12 protein-coding genes are annotated in these 18,301 nt (G+C 65.7%); 5 read left to right on the top strand and 7 right to left on the bottom strand.

Annotation, left to right across the window (positions count from 1 at the left end; all coding sequences use genetic code 11):
* Positions 1 to 5 precede the first annotated feature (5 nt).
* Positions 6 to 1,343: a cell wall metabolism sensor histidine kinase WalK gene (locus BRADO_RS22000; protein ID WP_011927555.1), complete on the bottom strand. Its 1,338-nt coding sequence runs from the start codon at positions 1,341 to 1,343 to the stop codon at positions 6 to 8.
* Positions 1,344 to 1,345: 2 nt separating this feature from the next.
* On the bottom strand, positions 1,346 to 2,020 hold the full coding sequence (locus BRADO_RS22005) for a response regulator transcription factor (protein WP_011927556.1): 675 nt from the start codon (positions 2,018 to 2,020) through the stop codon (positions 1,346 to 1,348).
* Positions 2,021 to 2,255: 235 nt separating this feature from the next.
* Between BRADO_RS22005 and BRADO_RS22010 the strand changes: the two genes are divergently transcribed.
* The 3 genes from BRADO_RS22010 to BRADO_RS22020 are packed head-to-tail and all read left to right on the top strand — an operon-like array spanning position 2,256 to position 8,320.
* The gene (locus tag BRADO_RS22010) at positions 2,256 to 3,434 is read left to right on the top strand and encodes an efflux RND transporter periplasmic adaptor subunit (RefSeq protein ID WP_244422864.1); all 1,179 of its coding nucleotides are present in this window, start codon (positions 2,256 to 2,258) and stop codon (positions 3,432 to 3,434) included.
* A gap of 52 nt (positions 3,435 to 3,486) precedes the next feature.
* Positions 3,487 to 6,738, top strand: coding sequence for an efflux RND transporter permease subunit (locus BRADO_RS22015; RefSeq protein ID WP_011927558.1), 3,252 nt, complete (start codon positions 3,487 to 3,489; stop codon positions 6,736 to 6,738).
* A gap of 10 nt (positions 6,739 to 6,748) precedes the next feature.
* Complete coding sequence (locus BRADO_RS22020) at positions 6,749 to 8,320, top strand: efflux transporter outer membrane subunit (RefSeq protein ID WP_011927559.1); 1,572 nt, start codon at positions 6,749 to 6,751, stop codon at positions 8,318 to 8,320.
* 33 nt (positions 8,321 to 8,353) lie between these two features.
* Here BRADO_RS22020 and BRADO_RS22025 read toward each other — a convergent pair whose 3' ends face one another.
* The 4 genes from BRADO_RS22025 to BRADO_RS22040 form a co-directional block, all read right to left on the bottom strand.
* Entirely contained in the window at positions 8,354 to 9,442 is a 1,089-nt protein-coding gene (locus BRADO_RS22025; RefSeq protein WP_011927560.1) for a TRAP transporter substrate-binding protein, read from the bottom strand.
* A gap of 185 nt (positions 9,443 to 9,627) precedes the next feature.
* Positions 9,628 to 11,004, bottom strand: coding sequence for a TRAP transporter substrate-binding protein (locus BRADO_RS22030; protein WP_371259342.1), 1,377 nt, complete (start codon positions 11,002 to 11,004; stop codon positions 9,628 to 9,630).
* On the bottom strand, positions 10,892 to 12,025 hold the full coding sequence (locus BRADO_RS22035) for an Mrp/NBP35 family ATP-binding protein (RefSeq protein ID WP_041757659.1): 1,134 nt from the start codon (positions 12,023 to 12,025) through the stop codon (positions 10,892 to 10,894). The genes BRADO_RS22030 and BRADO_RS22035 overlap by 113 nt, the downstream gene beginning before the upstream one ends.
* Before the next feature lie 132 nt (positions 12,026 to 12,157).
* Positions 12,158 to 12,604, bottom strand: a complete 447-nt coding sequence (locus tag BRADO_RS22040; protein ID WP_011927563.1) for a VOC family protein — start codon at positions 12,602 to 12,604, stop codon at positions 12,158 to 12,160.
* Positions 12,605 to 12,867: 263 nt separating this feature from the next.
* Between BRADO_RS22040 and BRADO_RS22045 the strand changes: the two genes are divergently transcribed.
* On the top strand, positions 12,868 to 13,737 hold the full coding sequence (locus tag BRADO_RS22045; RefSeq protein WP_011927564.1) for an NAD(P)-dependent oxidoreductase: 870 nt from the start codon (positions 12,868 to 12,870) through the stop codon (positions 13,735 to 13,737).
* A gap of 67 nt (positions 13,738 to 13,804) precedes the next feature.
* Here BRADO_RS22045 and BRADO_RS33360 read toward each other — a convergent pair whose 3' ends face one another.
* Positions 13,805 to 15,454, bottom strand: coding sequence for a tail fiber protein (locus tag BRADO_RS33360; RefSeq protein WP_011927565.1), 1,650 nt, complete (start codon positions 15,452 to 15,454; stop codon positions 13,805 to 13,807).
* A gap of 468 nt (positions 15,455 to 15,922) precedes the next feature.
* On the opposite strand from BRADO_RS33360, the gene BRADO_RS22055 reads away from it, so the two are divergent.
* Complete coding sequence (locus BRADO_RS22055) at positions 15,923 to 18,301, top strand: TonB-dependent receptor domain-containing protein (RefSeq protein ID WP_011927566.1); 2,379 nt, start codon at positions 15,923 to 15,925, stop codon at positions 18,299 to 18,301.

The following is an 18,301-nucleotide window of genomic DNA, read 5'->3' on the forward strand; positions in this document are numbered from 1 at the left end:
CCGCTCTAGGCGGCGGCCGAAGGTGCCGGAGCGGGCCTGAAGCGCAGCGAGAACTCGGTGCCCCCGCCCGCGAGGTCGCCCACCATGATGCTGGCGCCGTGATCCTCGATCACGGCGCGGACAATCGACAGGCCGAGCCCGGCCCCCTCGGTGTCGCGGGTGTCGCCGCGCCAGAACCGCTGGAAGATGAAGCCCCGCTCAGACGGCCGGATGCCGGGGCCGCGGTCGCGGACCCAGACCGCGCCGCCGGCGCCGATCTCGACCTCCACCGATGTGCGCGGCGCGGTGTACTTGATCGCATTCTCGGCCAGATTGAAAATCGCCCGCTCCAGCATGACGGCGTTGCCGTGCACATGGACCGGCGTGTCCGCCCCCTTCAGCGCGATGTCCTTGCCTTGCGCCAGCGCGAACGGCGCGATCGCGGCGACCACCTCGGTGCAAACCGCGTGCAGGTCGGCAATCTCGTCGGGATCGAGCGCCAGCGTGTCGAGCTCGGCGATCTCGAGCAGCTGGTGCACGATCCGGCTCATCCGCGCGATGTCGGCGAGCAGTTCGGCGCGTCCCGCGGACTGGCCTTTGGTCTCGATCCGCGTGCGCAACACGGCGAGCGGCGTGCGCAGCTGATGGGCGGCATCGGCGGTGAACTGTCGCTGCATGCGGAAGCCGTCCTCCAGGCGGTCGAGCGCCTGGTTGACCGCGAGCACCAGCGGCCGGATCTCCGCCGGCAGCGCATCCGTCGGCAGCCGGATGTCGGTGCGCGCCGGCCCGATGCGGCTCGCCTCCTGCGAGGCGCGCAGCAGCGGCGCCAGCGCACGGCGGAAGATCACGATATCGATGGCCAGCAGCGAGAGCAGAATCGGGATCGTGATCCAGCCGACGCGACGGAAGAAATTCGCGGCGATGTCGTCCGTGATGACGTCGCGATGGGCGAGGTCCTCGGCGACCTCGACGCGCAGAACCCGATCGCTGATCGTACGGGTCACCCGCGCGCCCGACATGCTGCCGGCCGACGATGCGCCGGCCGGCAGAATGGCGCTGCCATCGGCGCGCGATGAAAACAGAACCTGCCCGCTCGCGTCGCGGACATCGTATTCGTAACGGCCATAGGCGGCGGAGTAGAGATCGCGTTGGCTCTGCGTCAGGTTGAGCTGGAGCGTACCGTCGGCAGCCTGAGCGAGACGCTCGCTGAGCGCATCGGCCTGATCCTGCATGGCGTCGCGATGGAGATGGTCGATTTCCGAGGTCAGTAGCCAGAACAGCACCAGCGGCAGGAACACCGCGGCGATCGCGACCGCCACGATATGCAACAGCACGATGCGCGAGAGCAGCGACTTGACGTGCACGCTCAGGTCTCCGCGGCCATCATGTAACCGACGCCGCGGATCGTATGGATCACGACGGTCGCGCCATACTCTGCAAGCTGCTTGCGCAGCCGCGACACGTAGACCTCGACGGCGTTGGAGCCGACCTCGCCGGTGAGGCCGAAGATGTGATCCTCGACGGCCTTCTTCGGCACCACCCGCCCCTGCCGCCGCAGCAGGATCTCCAGCACCGAGAGCTCGCGGGCCGACAGCGTGCGCGGCGCACCGCCCACGAAGGTCTGCCGGCTCTCGGTGTCGTAGACGAGATTGCCGAGCTCGAGCGAGCGGCCGAGCAGCTGTCCGGGACGGCGCAGGATCGCCTGCAGCCGCGCCACCAGCTCTTCCAGCGCGAACGGCTTGACGAGGTAGTCATCGGCGCCGCTGCGCAGGCCGCCCACCCGGTCCTGCAGTCCGCCGCGCGCGGTGAGAACGATGACAGGCAGCGGATCGCCGCGGCGACGCAGCTCGGTCAGCACCGACAAGCCGTCCTCATCGGGGAGGCCGAGATCGAGAATCATCGCGGCATAGCTGATGTCGTTGAGCGCATCGCGCGCGTCGGCGGCCGAGCTCACGGTGTCGACCTGATAGAAGGCGCTGGCGAGCCCCTGCGACAGCAGCTTGGACAGCTCGTTGTTGTCTTCGACGACCAGCAGACGCATGCAGCTCACGTTCAGATGATGGAGGCGCGATCGTGCGCCCGTGCGCGCCACGATGCCCGACCGCACCCGCGCGTGGCAAGCCCGGCCGAAGGAGGACAGCATCGGCCCTGTAAGGCTGGTGTCAGCCAACTCTGCTATCGCCAGTTCCGGCGGGGGCTCCGCCAGACAGGATCGCCATTCATTTGCGTGCACGTGAATACCGGACATCGCCGTGGCTCCATCTCCGATCAAATTCATGGCTCTCATCGCGGCGCCCGCCGCTCTCCTTGCTGGCGCATGGCTTGCGATGCGCCCCGAAGCGGCTGTCGCGACCAAACCCGCAGAGGTCCAAGCGCCGCCCGCCGTCAACGCCGCCGAGCAGACCGTCGAGCTGACCCCTCACCAGGTCGAGGCGCTCAAGGTCGAGACCGTCGGGCTGCACGCCTTTCGGGTGGTCAGAAACACCGTCGGCTCGATCGACTTCAATCAGAACATGCTGGTGCAGGCGTTTACGCCGAATGCAGGCAAGATCGTCGATACGTTCTTCAACGTCGGCGACGAGGTCAAACGCGGCGAGGCGCTGTTCACGATCGACAGTCCCGACCTGTTGCAGGCGGAATCGAGCCTGCTCGCGGCGGCCGGCGTGCTCGAATTGCAGACGCGCACCCTCGCGCGCGTGCAGCAGTTGCTCAAGGCCGGCGGCGGCGCGCAGAAGGACGTCGACCAGGCGACATCGGATCAGCAGACCGCCGACGGCAACTACAAGGCCGCGCGCGACGCCGTGCGCATCTTCGGCAAGACCGACGCCGAGATCGACCGGATTCTGGCGCAGCGCAAGGTCGATTCGATCCTGATCGTGCGCTCGCCGATCTCGGGCCGCATCATCGCGCGCAACGCCGCACCCGGCATCTATGCCCAGCCCGGCACGTCGCCCGCGCCCTACACGCTCGCCGATCTCTCCACAATGTGGATGGTCGCCAATGTGATCGAGACCGACGCGCCGGCCTACCGGCTCGATCAGCCGGTCGAGGTCACCGTGCCGGCCTATCCCGGCGAGATCTTCCGGGGACGGGTGACGACGCTCGGGCTGAACATCGATCCGACGACGCACCGCCAGCTGGTTCGCTCGGTCATCGACGATCCCGCGCACAAGCTGCGCGCGGGCATGCTGGCGAGCTTCAGCATCGAGACCGAGGCGCCACGCGCCTCGCCCGCGGTCCCCGCCGAGGCGCTGGTGCGCGAAGGCGACGGCAGCATGACCGTCTGGGTCACGACCGACGGCAAGCGCTTCGTCCGCCGCGCCGTCACCGTGGGCCTGACTCAGGACGGCTGGCGGCAGATCCTGACAGGACTCGCCGCCGGCGAGCAGGTCGCAACCACAGGCGCGATCTTCCTCAGCAACGCCTTCGCCAACGCCGCGTCCGGCGCGTCTTAGAATCTCTCATCAGCCGGGCGACCCGGCTCCGCCACGCGTTCGGTCGATCATCTTGGTCAAGAGCCTCATCCAGTTCGGTCTCACGCGCAGCGCCATCGTCGTTCTGGGGCTGCTCGTGTTCTGCGCCGCCGGCGTCGCCGCCTTCGTCAGGCTGAACATCGAGGCCTATCCCAACCCCGCGCCGGTAATCCTGGAGATCACGGCGCAGGCGCCGGGCCTGTCCGCCGAGGAGATGGAGAAGTACTACACGATCCCGATGGAGGTCGGCCTCTATCCGACGCCGGGCGTCGTCAACATCCGCTCGACCTCGTTCTACGGCCTCTCCTTCGTGCGCGTGACCTTCAAATACGGCGTCGACTATTACTTTGCGCTGACCCAGGCCGCCAACAGCATCCAGCAGAACATCCAGCTGCCCGGCAATCTGGTCCCCACCATCCAGCAGTCGAGCCTGGTCGGCGAGATCTACCGCTACCGGCTGATAGGCCCACCGAATTTCGGCCTGACCAACCTGCGCACCTTGCAGGATTACGTCGTGACGCGGCGGCTGATGACCATCCCCGGCGTCGTGCAGATCAATTCCTGGGGCGGCACCACCAAGCAGTTCAACGTCGATGCCGATCTGCAGAAGCTCGAATCCTACAACATCACGGTGCCGCAGCTGGTGACCGCGCTCGGCAATGCCAACGTCAATGTCGGCGGCCGCGAGATCACCATCGGCCAGCAATCGGTCAACATCCGCGGCATCGGGCTGATCGATTCCGGCGGCGCCGACGACATCACCAAGGGCGATCGTATCGCCGACATCGAGAATATCGTGCTGACGCAGTCGGGCGGCCTGCCGATCCAGATCAAGGACGTCGCCAAGGTCTCGGTTGGCTACGTGCCGCGGCTCGGCATTGCCGGCAAGGACGGAGACGACGACATCGCCGCCGCGATCGTGGTGATGGGGCGCACCCAGCACACCAACGACATCATCCCCAAGGTGCAGGCCGAGGTCGCCAAGATCAATGCCGACGGCACGCTGCCGGCGGGCGTCCGTGTCGTGCCGTATTACGATCGCAGCTCCCTGGTTGGCGTCACCACGCACACCGTGCTGCACAATCTCGTGTTCGGCTGCCTGCTGGTGTTCGCGATCCAATGGATCTTTCTCGGCGATCTGCGCAGCGCGCTGATCGTCAGCGCCAACATTCCGTTCGCGCTGTTCTTCGCCATCATCATCCTGGTGCTGCGCGACGAGGATGCCAACCTGCTCTCGCTCGGCGCTGTCGATTTCGGCATCATCGTCGACTCCGCGGTCATCATGATGGAGAACGTGTTTCGCAATCTGCAGTCGTCGCCGGAGGCGCGGCAGGTGACGCTGCAGCGCCTCTCGGAGGGCTATTGGGGCACTGATCCCACCGTCGCCACCCACGGTCATCCGGCCGCGATCCGCTGGAGCGAGCGGCTGCGCATGATCTTCGTCAGCGCGCTGCAGGTCGACAAGGCGGTGTTCTTCACCGCCGCGATCACGGTGACGGCGTTCGTGCCGCTGTTCACGATGCAGGGCGTCGAGGGCCAGATCTTCGGCCCAATGGCGCGGACCTATGGCTACGCGCTGGCCGGCGCCCTGCTCGCGACCTTCACCGTCACGCCCGTGCTAGCGGCGCTGCTGCTGCCGCGGCATGTCGAGGAGGTCGAGACGGTGATCGTGCGCGCGCTGCGGCGCGTCTATACACCGGTCCTGCGATGGGCGCTGGCTCATGTCCGGCTCACCGTCGCCGGCGGCCTCGTCTTTCTCGCGCTCGGCGCGCTGGCGGCGAGCCAGCTCGGCAGCGAATTCCTGCCGGCGCTCGAGGAAGGCAATTTCTGGATCCGCGCCGCGATGCCCCCGACGATCTCGCTCGAAGCCGGCACCGAGGCGACGCGCAAGATGCGCGAGATCCTGCTGCGCCATCCCGAGATCATCACCGTGGTGTCGCAGCACGGCCGTCCCGACAATGGCAGCGACGCCTCGCCGTTCTCCAATGTCGAGCTGTTCGCGCCGATCAAGCCGTTCGACGAATGGCCTGAAGGCCTGACCAAGGAGAAGCTGACCGAGCAGCTGCAGCAGGAGTTCGCGGCCGAGCTGCCCGGCATCAGCTTCAACTTCTCGCAGTACATCCAGGACAATGTCGAGGAGGCGCTGTCGGGCGTGAAGGGCGCGAACTCGGTCAAGGTGATCGGCCCGAATCTCGAGGTGCTCGAGCAGATCGGCTCGCGGGTCATGGAAGAGATGACGAGGGTGCGCGGCGTCGCCGATCTCGGCATCTTCCATCTGGTCGGCCAGCCCAATCTGAACATCAAGGTCAATCGCGAGAAGGCGGCGCGCTACGGTCTCAACACCGGCGACGTCACCACCGTGATCCAGGCGGCGCTCGCCGGCACCAATGCGACGACGGTGCTCGAAGGCGATCGCTCATTCGCGGTGTCCGTGCGGCTCGATGCCAGGTTCCGCAGGAGCATCGACGCGGTGAAGGACATCAAGGTCGCCTACGCGACGCCGTCCGGCGCCAACGCTTACATTCCGCTGTCGGAGCTCGCCGACATTTCGCTCGATACCGGCGCGCTGTTTATCTATCGCGAGCTCAGCCAGCGCTACATCCCGATCAAGTTCAGCGTGCGCGGCCGCGATCTCGGCAGCACCGTCAAGGAGGCGCAGGAGCGTGTCGCCCAGGCGGTTCAACCGCCCGCCGGCTATCGCATCGTCTGGTCGGGCGAGTTCGACAATCTGGAAGCGGCCAAGGCGAGGCTTTTGATCGTGGTGCCGATCACGCTGCTCCTGATCTTCGTGCTGCTCTACAGCCTGTTCAACTCGCTGCGCGACAGCCTGCTGGCGCTGGCCGGCATTCCCTTCGCGATCGCCGGCGGCCTGATCGCGCTGTGGCTCGCCGGGCTCGCCTTCTCGATCTCGGCCGCGATCGGCTTCATCTCGCTGTTCGGCGTGGCCGTGATGGACGGCATCCTCAACATCACCTATTTCCGCGAGCTGCGCGCCACCGGCGTGAGCGTCGCGGAAGCGGTGTTTCGCGGCTCGGAGCAGCGCATGCGGCCGATGCTGATGACCGCTTTGTCGGCCGGCGTCGGCCTGTTTCCGGCCGCGCTTTCGCACGGCATCGGCAGCCAGGTGCAGCGGCCGCTGGCCACCGTGGTCGTCGGCGGCATGTTCATCGGGCCGCTGCTGCTCCTGATCGTCGCGCCGGCGCTACGCCGCATCTTCCTGGCGCACGACCATACGATGGCCCCGGTCGATGACGGCACCACGGCCTCTCCCGAGCCCGCGGAATAGGAGCCGGCCGATGCAGCAGCATGATCGTGTCCCATCCCGCGGCTTGCGTACCGCGCACTTTTGTCTGGCGCTGGCGCTCGCGATCGCCGCGAGCGGCTGCGCGGTCGGTCCGGATTTCATCACCCCCGCGCCGCCGGCCGTCGGCGGATATACGCGGGAGCCGTTGGCGTCGCCCGCGGTCGACCGCTCCGGTCCGCGTGTCCCGGCGCAGCATTTCGAGGCGGGAGCGGATGTGCCGGCGCGCTGGTGGGCGGCGTTCCGCTCGGCCCCGCTCAACACGCTGATCCGCCGATCCGTGGCACACAACCCGACGCTCGACGCCGCCGATGCCGCGATCCGCATCGCAGCCGCAAACGCGCTGGCCCAGCGCGGGCTGTTCTATCCCCAGCTCGGCGCGAACTACACGGCCGCCGACCAGCAGACCTCGAACATGGGCACGCAGCAGGGACCGGCCGATCCCGCGCAGTCGCGCTACACGCTGCACACCGCCCAGCTCACCATCAGCTTCGTGCCTGATCTGTGGGGCCAGAACTTGCGCAGCGTGGAAAACCTGGAGGCGCAGGCCGAGCAGGCGCAATTCCAGCTTGAGGCGGCCTATCTGACGCTGACGGCCAACGTCGTCACGGCGGCGATCCAGGAGGCCTCGCTGCGCGGCCAGATCGCAGCGACCGAGCGCATCATCAAAATCGAGCGCGACATCCTCGGCATCCTCCAGAAGCAATTGCAGGCCGGCCAGGCCGCGCAGGTCGACGTGCTGACGCAGCAGACCGCGCTGGCGCAGGTGGAGCAGACCTTGCCGCCGCTGCAGAAGCAGCTCGCGATCCAGCGGGACCTGCTGACGGCGCTCGCCGGCCAGTTCTCCGCCGACGAGATCACCGAGCGGTTCGACCTGCAGCATCTCGCTTTGACACGCAATTTGCCGATCAGCCTGCCCGCGACACTGGTGGCGCAGCGGCCCGACGTGCGTGCGACTGAGGCCAATCTGCACGCGGCCAGCGCGCTGGTCGGCGTGGCAATCGCGGCGCGGCTGCCCAACATCACGCTGTCGGCCAATCCCGGATCGAGCGCCTTCAAGGCGGCGGAGCTGTTCACGCCGGGCACGCTGTTCTACACCGTCGCGGGCAGCGCCACCGCGACGGTGTTCGACGGCCTCACGCTGTATCATCGGCAGAAAGCGGCGGAGGCCGGGCTCGACCAGGCCGGCGCGCTGTACCGCCAGGCCGTGATCACGGCGCTGCAGAACGTCGCCGACAGCCTGCGCAGCCTGCAGGCGGACGCGCGCGCGGTGCAGGCCGCCATCAAGGCCGAGGACAGCGCTCGCGCCACACTCGACATCGTCCAGAAACAGCTGAGCCTCGGGCAGGTCAGCCAGGTCACGGTGCTCAACGCGCAGCAGGCTTATCTCAACACGGCGATCGCCCGCGTCCAGGCCGAGGCGGCGCGATTGACCGATACCGCGGCGCTGTTCATGGCGCTCGGCGGCGGATGGCCCGCCGCCTGCACCACGCCGGTGTGGCGCGACTGCGTGATGAGCGACGGCCGCCGCGATGGCCTGCGAACGGCGGACGCCGACGCGAGATGATCGGCCGGCACGCCGCGCGCGCCGCCCATCGTCTCAGCTCTGTGAGCGCCTTGCCATGAAGTTGTCGTAGCCGACCTCGGCGACCTGGAACCAGGAATAGCCGGCGCCGGAATAGGCGGTCAGCGACTCCAGCGCCTTTTTGAAGTTGGGATTGGTGGCGGCGACCTCGGCGTGCAGCTCCTTGGCCGCCTTGAACGAGGCCTCCATCACCGGCGCCGGGAATGGATGCAGCTTGGCGCCGCCGGCGATCAGCTTGCGCAGCGCCAGCGGGTTGGCGGAATCGTACTTCGCCATCATCCAGTTGTTGGCGAAGTGGCCGGCCTGCTCGAGAAGCTTCTGATAGTGTTTTGGCAGCGCGTTCCACTTCTCCAGGTTGATCATCGCGAGCAGCATCGGCCCGCCCTCCCACCAGCCAGGGAAGTAGTAGTGCGGCGCGACCTTGAACAGGCCGAGCTTCTCGTCGTCATACGGTCCCACCCATTCGGCGGCGTCGATCGTGCCCTTCTCCAGCGCCGGGTAGATGTCGCCGCCGGCGAGCTGCTGCGGCACGCAGCCGAGCTTCTGCATCACGCGGCCGGCAAAGCCGCCGATGCGGAATTTCAGGCCGTTGAGATCGTCGACGCTGTTGACCTCCTTGCGGAACCAGCCGCCCATCTGGCAGCCGGTGTTACCGGCCAGCAGCGAGGTGACGTTGTAGCTCTTGTAGAACTCGTTGAGGATCTCCTTGCCGCCGCCCATCAGGTACCAGGCCTGGTTGATGCGCATGTTCGGACCGAAGGGGACCGAGGAGCCGAAGGTGAAGGTCGGGTCCTTGCCGAAGTAGTAGTAGGACGCGGTGTGGCCCATTTCGACGGTGCCGTTCTGCACGGCGTCGAGCACCTGCAGGCCGGGCACGATCTCGCCGGCGGCGAAGGTCTGGATCTGGAATTTGTTGTCGGTGGCCTCGCCGACCATCTTGGCCATCATCTCGGCGCCGCCGTGCAACGTATCGAGTGTCTTCGGCCAGCTCGTGGTCATGCGCCATTTGATCTCGGGCATCGATTGCGCGATCGCGGGTGCTGCGATCGCGGCGGCGCCGGCCGCGCCGAGCCCGGTGACCTTGATGAAGTCTCTCCGCTTCATAGTCCTTCCCTCTCTCGGGTGATGTGTTCGTTTCCTTAAGGGCGGCCTTCTTCTGAGGCCTGCGGTTCCAGTGTGGATCAAACTGCGCGGAAGTGCCATTGCGAAACGATGTCGCAACGCAATGCAAAAAGCCCGGCCTCTTGCGAGGCCGGGCTCCGGGTTATCCGCCGATCGAAAGCTTGCAATCAGCCGCGGGTGCGCGAGCGGATCATGAAGCTGTCGTAGGTGTACTCCGCCACCTGCCACCACAGATATTCATCCGAGCGGTAGGCCTGCATGGCGTCGATCGACTTCTTGAAGTCGGGGTTCTTCGCCGAGATCTCGCCCCACAGCTCGTTGGTCGCCTTGAGGCAGGCTTCCAGCACTTCGTTGGTGAACGGGCGAAGCTGGGTGCCGCCGGCCACCAGGCGCTTCAGCGCCGACGGGTTCTGCTGGTCGTAGCGCGCGGCCATCCAGGTGTTGGCGGCCATCGTCGCGTTGGTGAGGATCGCCTGGTAGTTCTTCGGGAGCGAATTCCACTTGTCGAGGTTGGTGTAGGCGTGGACGGTCGGACCGCCCTCCCAGAAGCCCGGATAGTAGTAGTACTTGGCCACCTTCTGGAAGCCGAGCTTCTCGTCGTCATACGGACCGACCCACTCGGCCGCGTCGATCGTGCCCTTCTCCAGCGCCGGGTAGATGTCGCCGCCGGCGAGCTGCTGCGGCACGACGCCGAGCTTCTGCAGCACCTGGCCGGCGATGCCGCCGATGCGGAATTTCAGGCCCGAGAGGTCGGCGACGGTCTTGATCTCCTTGCGGAACCAGCCGCCCATCTGGGTGCCGGTGTTGCCGCAAGGGAAGCCGATGACACCGAACTTCTTGTAGAACTCGTTGGCGAGCTCGTTGCCGCCGCCCTGGTACAACCAGGAGTTCTGCTGCCGGGCATTCAGGCCGAACGGCACCGAGGCGAAGATCGCGAAGGTCGGGTCCTTGCCGACGTAATAATACGACACCGTATGGCACATCTCGACGGTGCCGTTTGAGGTCGCATCCAGGGCCTGCAGGCCGGGGACGATTTCGCCGGCCGCGAACACCTGGATCTGGAACTTGTTGTCGGTCATCTCGGCGACGTACTTGGCGAGCTCGGTGGCGCCGCCATAGATCGTGTCGAGCGACTTCGGGAAGCTCGAAGTCAACCGCCACTTGATCTCCGGCGCCGACTGCGCGATGGCCGGCGAGGCGATGGCGCCCGTCGCCGCGGCACCCGCTGCCGAGACCTTCAGAAAATCACGACGCTTCATATTAAGGCATCTCCTTGTTGGGGCGTTTCCCGTGAAAACATTATCCGCCGACGCGATTGGTCGCGTACGGTCGAAGGCGATCCGCGCCGGGCTTAGCACGGAACCGGTTAAGCGAAAACGCGACGTTGGGATGACGAACAGCTCAATGGTCGCAGGAGATTGCTGCAGCGCATCAAGCCGCAGCGATCGTGCCCTTGAGCTGATCGCGGACGGCCGATGCGATGGTCCGATAGATTGTCGCGTGCGGTCCGCTCGGCTCGCTCTCGACCACCGGCCTGCCGGCATCGGAGGTCGAGCGGATGTCCATGTGCAGCGGGATCTCGCCGAGGAACGGGACGCCCAGACGCTCCGCCTCGTGGCGCGCGCCGCCATGGCCGAAGATGTCGGAGCGCGTACCGCATTCCGGACACTGGAAATAGCTCATGTTCTCGATGATGCCGAGGACGGGCACGTTGACCTTGCGGAACATCGCAAGTCCGCGGCGGGCGTCGATCAGCGACAGGTCCTGCGGCGTCGAGACGATCACCGCGCCCTTCAGCGGAACGTTCTGCGCCAGCGTGAGCTGAGCATCGCCGGTGCCCGGCGGCATGTCCACCACCAACACATCGAGCGTCCCCCAGGCGACGTCGCGCAGCATCTGATTGATCGCCGACATCACCATCGGCCCGCGCCACACCAGCGCGGAATCTTCATCGACCAGGAAGCCGATCGACATGATCGACAGGCCGAAGCGCGACAACGGAATCATCTTCTTTTCGGGCGTCAGCTCCGGCTTCTCCTGCAGGCCGGTCAGCCGCGGCACCGAGGGACCGTAGATGTCGGCGTCGAGCAGACCGACTTTGAGGCCGAGATCGCGCAAACCGAGCGCGAGATTGATCGCGGTGGTCGACTTCCCAACGCCGCCCTTGCCGGAGGCGACGGCGATGACGGCGGCAATGCCGGGGATCGGGGCCTGACGCGACATCGGCGAATCAGCCTGGTTCCGGTGCTGATGCGGACGATGCGCCGCGACCGGCTGCACGCCGCCTGGCCGCGGCGGCGGAGCCGCTGGTGCACCCGCCTTACGCTCGGCCGTCAGAGCGATCATCGCCATGGTCACGCCGGGAATGGCGCGCACGGCCGCCTCGGCCTGCGCCCTTGTATCCTCCCAGGCGCGGGCCTCACTGGCCTCGACATTGATCGAGACAAACACCTTGCCGTCATTGGCAGTGATCGGCGACAGCACGCCGGCATCGGGCAGCGCCACGCCGCGTGGCGAGCGGACCCGCTTGAGGGCTTCGATGACCTGCTGCTGCGTCACGCTCACGGCGCGTCTCCTGAATGAGCTCAGAACGCGCCACATCATCGCGTCCTATCCTGTTGAGCGGACGCAATCTTCCGTCGTTGCCGAAAAGATCGCGCCAGCCTCCTGTTGCGCTGCTTCATAATGAAGGTCAGCTCAAAACGCCACCATGGTTCCGATGTCGGAGGCGTTCTCGACAGGCGCATCCTCGGCCTGCTCCTTGGCCGCCTCGTAATTGAGCTCGATCATCACGCCGTTGGGGTCGCGCACGAAGATCTGCCACAGCTCGCCGCCCGGCACCTGCCGCGCCTCGAACGGCATGCTTTTCGCGGCAAGCCGCGCCTTCATGCCGGCGAAGCCGCGGCTAACGAAGGCCACGTGGTGGACGACGCCGGAGTCCGGCTTCTGCGTCTCTTCCGTTGCCGAGATGTCGACGAGATGCACAACCGGCCGGCCCTCGCTGTACATCCAGGCGCCGGGGAAGGCGAAGTTCGGCCGCGCCCCGTTCTCCAGCCCGAGCACGTCCTCATAGAAGCGCACGGTCTCCGGGAGGTTGCGGGTCCGGATGTTGAAATGATCGAGCACGCCGACGCTGACGCCCATGTGAGACACTCCCTGGCTGGTTCGTTGGTCTTACCGATTTTGTTGCCGGATGACAGCTTTGCAAGCCATCGTGACCACGTCTCTTTAGCATGGCGGGGCGCCTGCGCATCCGTCACGAAGCCGTTGCCCCCGTCTCGCAAGCCGTTATGGTGCGGCGTCCAGCAGCCCGCCGCGCCCCTGCGCCGGATGCTGAGGTGTTCCATTCAAGAACAGCCCGGCCCGATCGAGGCCGTCGGCAGAACCCCAAGGGCAAGGTAGCTCACATGGCTAAAGTCGCTTTCATCGGTCTCGGCGTCATGGGTTTCCCCATGGCGGGACATCTCGTGAAGAAGGGTGGTCACGAGGTGACGGTGTACAACCGCACCGCGGCCAAGGCGAAGGAATGGGCCGACAAGTTCGGCGGCAAGACAGCTCCGACGCCTAAGCAGGCCGCCGAGGGCCAGGATTTCGTGATGTGCTGCGTCGGCAACGACAACGATCTGCGCTCGGTGACGATCGGTCCCGACGGCGCCTTCGGCGGCATGACCAAGGGCGCAACATTCGTCGACCACACCACGGCGTCAGCTGAAGTGGCACGCGAGCTCGACGCCGCAGCCACCAAGGCTGGCTTCAAATTCGTCGATGCGCCGGTGTCGGGCGGCCAGGCCGGCGCCGAGAACGGCGTGCTCACCGTCATGTGCGGCGGCACCCAGGACGCCTATGCCGGCGCCGAGCCGGTGATCGCGGCTTATGCGCGCATGTGCAAGCTGCTCGGGCCGGCCGGCTCAGGCCAGCTGACCAAGATGGTCAACCAGATCTGCATCGCCGGCCTCGTGCAGGGCCTCTCCGAAGGCATCCACTTCGCCAAGAAGTCGGGCCTCGACGTCCCCGCCGTCATCGAGACCATCTCCAAGGGTGCCGCGCAGTCCTGGCAGATGGAGAACCGCTACAAGACCATGAACGACGGCAAATACGATTTTGGTTTCGCTGTCGAATGGATGCGGAAGGACCTGTCGATCTGCCTCAACGAAGCCCGTCGCAACGGCGCCCATTTGCCGGTGACCGCGCTGGTCGACCAGTTCTACTCCGAAGTCGAGAAGCTCGGCGGCAAGCGCTGGGACACGTCGAGCCTGCTGGCGCGGCTGGAGAAGTGAGCCGGCACGGGCCGCCGAGATCGGAAAACGATGGCCGCCGCTTGCGGCGGCCATCGGGTCCATTCCGCTACTTGAAGCGGATGATGTAGTCGACGTTGATGTTGACAGGCCGCGACTCCGCGTCGCCCCCCGCGACGATCTGGTGGGAGTGGTTGCCGGCAACCGTCGAGGCAGTGGTGTTCGGATTGTTCTCGGCGAGATCCCAGCCTGCGACGACGTCGATCGTGTGGGTGTCGGTGGGGATGCCCGTCACCTGATGGGTGTGATCGCCGATCGGTGTCGTCGTGAAGGGTGTGATCGGCTGGCAGGTGGTCGACTGCGCCTGGATGGCGCCCACTTTCGCCTGGCCCGCCCCCATGACGAAGTAGCCCCTGAGGTCGGGCAGGTAGAAGTTGAGATTGTCCTGCCCGAAGGTGGCCCCGATCACCTTGTAGAGCGCGGCATAGGTTGGGTCGTTCTTCTTGAGCTTTTGCCCGACGCAGGGCAGCCAGCCATCGGCCAGCAAAGAGGTCAGGTTGTCGATCGAGGTAACGTCACCGCCATAGGCCGTGACCGAGCCGATCGGCGGCGCATCGGGAATGACGTCATTGGCGATGAACCAGTCGAGATAGATGTTGACCGGCCGCGTCTCCTTGTCGCCGCCGGTGACGCTATGGGTGTGGGCGCCCGCCTTCGTAGTGTTCGTCCAGTCGTCGGTCCATTCCATGGTGTTGTAGGCTGCGGGACCTGAGGCGCCATAGGCGGCATGGTGATCATTGGCGGGCACCAGGGCCTGAGCGTGGGTGTGGTCACCGGTGGCCGCGACGCTGATGGGGATGACGCCGTTGGCGGTCGAGTAATGCTGGGCTGAGCCCACCGCATCTCCCGTATTGCCGCCGCCCAGCAGCGCATAGCGAATGGACGCATTGGGGTCGCGGCCGGTGCCGTGGCTGGTGCCGCGCAAAAACTGCCCGCGCAGATCAGGCACGTTGAACACCGAGACCCCGTCGCCGCCGAAGTTCGAGCCGAGCGTGTTGGCGAAGGCCGGACTGCTCGCACTGATCGCCTGCGGCATGCCATTGCAGTAGATCCAGCCTGTGGGGCTCTGCGTGGCGAGGCTCGCGCCGAACGCGGCAATTGCGCCGGCCGGCGTCTGCGCGGCGGCCGGCGCGGCGCTCGCCCGGATCACCCAATAGAGCGCCGCATTGACCGGCAGCGTCGCCGGGTCCCCGCCAGACATGGTGTGGAAGTGACCGCCCGCCGCCCCGATCGTCACCGTGGTGGACCATCGCGCCATGCTGTCGGTGCTGCCGCTCCACACCTCATGCATGTTGGTGTCGAGATGCTGATAGGCATGGAAATGATCGCCATCCTGCGCGAGAACCCAGGGATTGGTCGGAAGGGCGGTCGCACCCGCCTGAAGCGATCCGACGGCATTGCCCGTCGCGCCCCCTGGAGCGGCCGCGGTCCGCGTCCCAGCGTCGGGGTCAATGGTAGCGGTCGCCGTCGTCCCCCGCACGAATCGTCCCGTGAGGTTCGGAACGTTGAAATTGCCGCCTGATCCGCCGTGAGCGTTGCCGATCGCCGTATAGAGAGCGGCATATTGCGAGGTTGCATAGGATGAGCCGTCGCACGGCAGCCAGCCGGCGGCGATCAAGGCCGATCTAACAGTAGAGACCGAGAGATCTCCTGCGAACATACAAACAAAACCAATGGGAAGATTGCTCGTTGAAGCCATTGCCACTTCTCCATAAGAATTGAGGAAAAATATCTGAGTAATTGTCGTCGCCTAAATTGGTAACGGCACGGGAAAACAATCAAAAATTGTGATTCATGGGAAGCCGCTACTTGTAGAACGGAAAACACTTTGTTTTTACAACCCTTGATTGATGTTGTGTGAGATGTGCGGCTTGACTTTGCCACCGGAGACGCTGCCCGCGGTTCCCGCGACGGGCTCTAACACCACGCAGCAGACGTGTCGGCACGCGCGCCACAGCCAGCAATTGTGCGCTCATGCGACTCCCTGTAATTTTCTGCGATCGATAATCGTTCGCAGTATAGGTGGGTAAGACGCTCCCCAAGGAGCGTCAAAATAGTAATGTTATAACGTTACATAATTTGGCAGATCGGCTAACTGTCGTCCTGGTCATCGGGAACATGAGGGGACGCGGAGGCCGGCTGGCCGGTCACCGTGGTGGGAGTCGAAATGAGCGCGGGGGATTTCTGGGGTTCAGTGTCGTTGGCGGGTGTGGTGGTGGCGGGTTTCGCAACGATGACCCCTGCCAAAGCGCAGGACAGGCGGGCCGCAAGCGACACCTTGCTTCCCGACGTGACGGTCGAAGCGCCGCGCCGATCGCCGGCAGCCCGCCGAACGCCATCGTCGGCACAGACTGTCCCTCCAACGGCGCGGACAGCGCCGCGGCGCGCGACGACGGCATCGCAGGCGGCTGGTCCGTCCGCTCCCTCCTCCGTCTCGGCCGGAACGCCGCTCAACAGCAACACCGTCCCGGCGGCCGGCAGCCGGCTCGGCCTCACGGCGCGCGAGGTGCCCGCGGCGGTCGAGGTGGTCGGTAGCGAGACGCTGCGCGAGCAGGGCTACCACACGACGGTCGATGCGGTGAAAGGCGCGAGCGGCGTGAGCGCCGGCGATGCGCCGAACGACGTCGGCTATGCGATGCGTGGATTCCAGGGCAACCAGGTCAACGTGCTCTACAACGGCATCAACATCGGACCGACCGGTTTCACCGCGCTGACGATGGAGACCTTCAATCTCGACCGCGTCGAGTTTCTCAAGGGCCCCTCCTCCCTGAGTTCGGGCCAGGGCGCCGTGGGCGGCACCATCAATTTCGTCACCAAGACCCCGCACACCGGGCCGGTGCAGAACGAGGCCTTCGTCGGCTTCGACCAGCGCGGCAGCTTTCGCAGCGGCTTCGGCTCCGGCGGCAGCACGAGCGTGCAAGAGCTCGACTATCGCTTCGACATCAGCCGGACCAAGGAAGTCGGCTTCATCGCCGACACCGAGTTCAAGAATGTCCACGTGTCCGGCCAGTTGAACTACCGCCTGTCCGACAGCTTCCGGACCTTCGTGGCCGCCGAGTTCAAGGACTACAAGGCCAAGCCCTATGAAGGCACGCCGCTGGTGCCGGCAGCCGACAGCGGCACCAATGCGACCGCCGGCATCGTCTCGGGCAGCAAGATATCCGCCTACAACGGCAGCACTCTCGACGCCGTCACGATCGACCGCCGTACGCTGTCGACCAATTACAATGTGGTCGACGGTCACAAGACGATCAAGGAGTCGTGGGTCCGCAGCGGCTTCGAATGGGACCTGAACAATGCGGTTACCCTGCGGAGCCAAATCTACAACTACAATGCCAGCCGCGACTGGTACAACAACGAGGTCTCGGCGTTCAATGCGGACACCAATGTGGTCGACCGCGAGCGCTTCTTCGTCCACCACAACCATGACATCCTCGGCAACCTCACCGACGTGACGTGGAACGGAAGCATCTTCGGCCTCGCCAACCGCCTCATTGGCTTGGTCGAGAGCTCACATACCGACTTCACGCGGCCCGGCGCGGCGAATTTCTTTCACGACACGGTGCCGCTCGTCGGGTTCGACCGAGGCGTGTTCGGCAGTCTCACAACGCAAATGCAGACAGCCACCATCGACAGCGTCGCATTCAACCTCGAGGACCGGCTGAAGCTGACCGACACCTTCGCCCTCGTCGGCGGCCTCCGCTACAATCCATTCACGCTCGATCGCAATTCAACCGACATGAACGGCGTGGTGAAAAACGGATTCCCCTATTCGAAGAGCTGGCAGCCGGTCACCGGCCGCATCGGATATACCTGGGAAGCGCTGCCGGGCACGACCTTCTACAGCCAATATGCAACGGCGACCGATATCTCGGCGGACAGCATCTTTCTGCTGAGCCCAACGCAGAACCTCACGCTCTCGGACTCCCGCAGCTACGAAACCGGCGTCAAGCAGCTCACCTGGAACGGCCGCGCCGAATGGACCTTCTCGGCGTTCGACATCGCGCGCCACAACGTCTACAGCGCCCAGGCCGGCCAGCAACTCAATTTCGCCGGCAAGGTGAGGTCGCAGGGCGTCGAGCTCGCCGCCGCCGTGCGGCCGACGCCGGAGAGCAAGCTATGGGGTAACGTCGCCTATGTCCGCGCGCGCTACGCCGACTATGATCTCGCCGGCGGCGGCTCCTTCTCCGGCCACACGCCGCCGAACATCCCCGCCGTGATCGTCAATGGCGGCGGCTCCTACCGCTTCCTCAATCCCGCCTGGTGGCCGGTCGAGCTCGGCTTCTCAGTGCGCCATGTCGGCGACCGCTGGAGCACCGATGCCAACACCGTGAAGCTGCTCGCCTACACCACCGCGGACCTGTTCGCCTTCATCGACCTGCCGAAGGTGCCGCTGTTCGCCACCGCAACCAGCACCCGTCTCGCCTTTCGCGTCCGCAACGTCACCGACAGGCGCTACGCTGCCTGGAGCGATCCGTTCTATCCCGACCAGATCTTCCTCGGCGCGCCCCGCACCTACGAGGTCGAAGCCTCGTTCAAATTCTGA

Source organism: Bradyrhizobium sp. ORS 278 (assembly GCF_000026145.1).
In the GTDB taxonomy this organism is placed as follows: domain Bacteria; phylum Pseudomonadota; class Alphaproteobacteria; order Rhizobiales; family Xanthobacteraceae; genus Bradyrhizobium.

Coding starts and splice junctions, on each gene's coding strand:
- BRADO_RS22005 (WP_011927556.1), bottom strand. CDS start 2,020: ATGCGTCTGCTGGTCGTCGAAGACAACAACGAGCTGTCCAAGCTGCTG.
- BRADO_RS22010 (WP_244422864.1), top strand. CDS start 2,256: ATGGCTCTCATCGCGGCGCCCGCCGCTCTCCTTGCTGGCGCATGGCTT.
- BRADO_RS22020 (WP_011927559.1), top strand. CDS start 6,749: ATGCAGCAGCATGATCGTGTCCCATCCCGCGGCTTGCGTACCGCGCAC.
- BRADO_RS22025 (WP_011927560.1), bottom strand. CDS start 9,442: ATGAAGCGGAGAGACTTCATCAAGGTCACCGGGCTCGGCGCGGCCGGC.
- BRADO_RS22030 (WP_371259342.1), bottom strand. CDS start 11,004: ATGCCGGCAGGCCGGTGGTCGAGAGCGAGCCGAGCGGACCGCACGCGA.
- BRADO_RS22040 (WP_011927563.1), bottom strand. CDS start 12,604: ATGGGCGTCAGCGTCGGCGTGCTCGATCATTTCAACATCCGGACCCGC.
- BRADO_RS22045 (WP_011927564.1), top strand. CDS start 12,868: ATGGCTAAAGTCGCTTTCATCGGTCTCGGCGTCATGGGTTTCCCCATG.
- BRADO_RS33360 (WP_011927565.1), bottom strand. CDS start 15,454: ATGGCTTCAACGAGCAATCTTCCCATTGGTTTTGTTTGTATGTTCGCA.
- BRADO_RS22055 (WP_011927566.1), top strand. CDS start 15,923: ATGAGCGCGGGGGATTTCTGGGGTTCAGTGTCGTTGGCGGGTGTGGTG.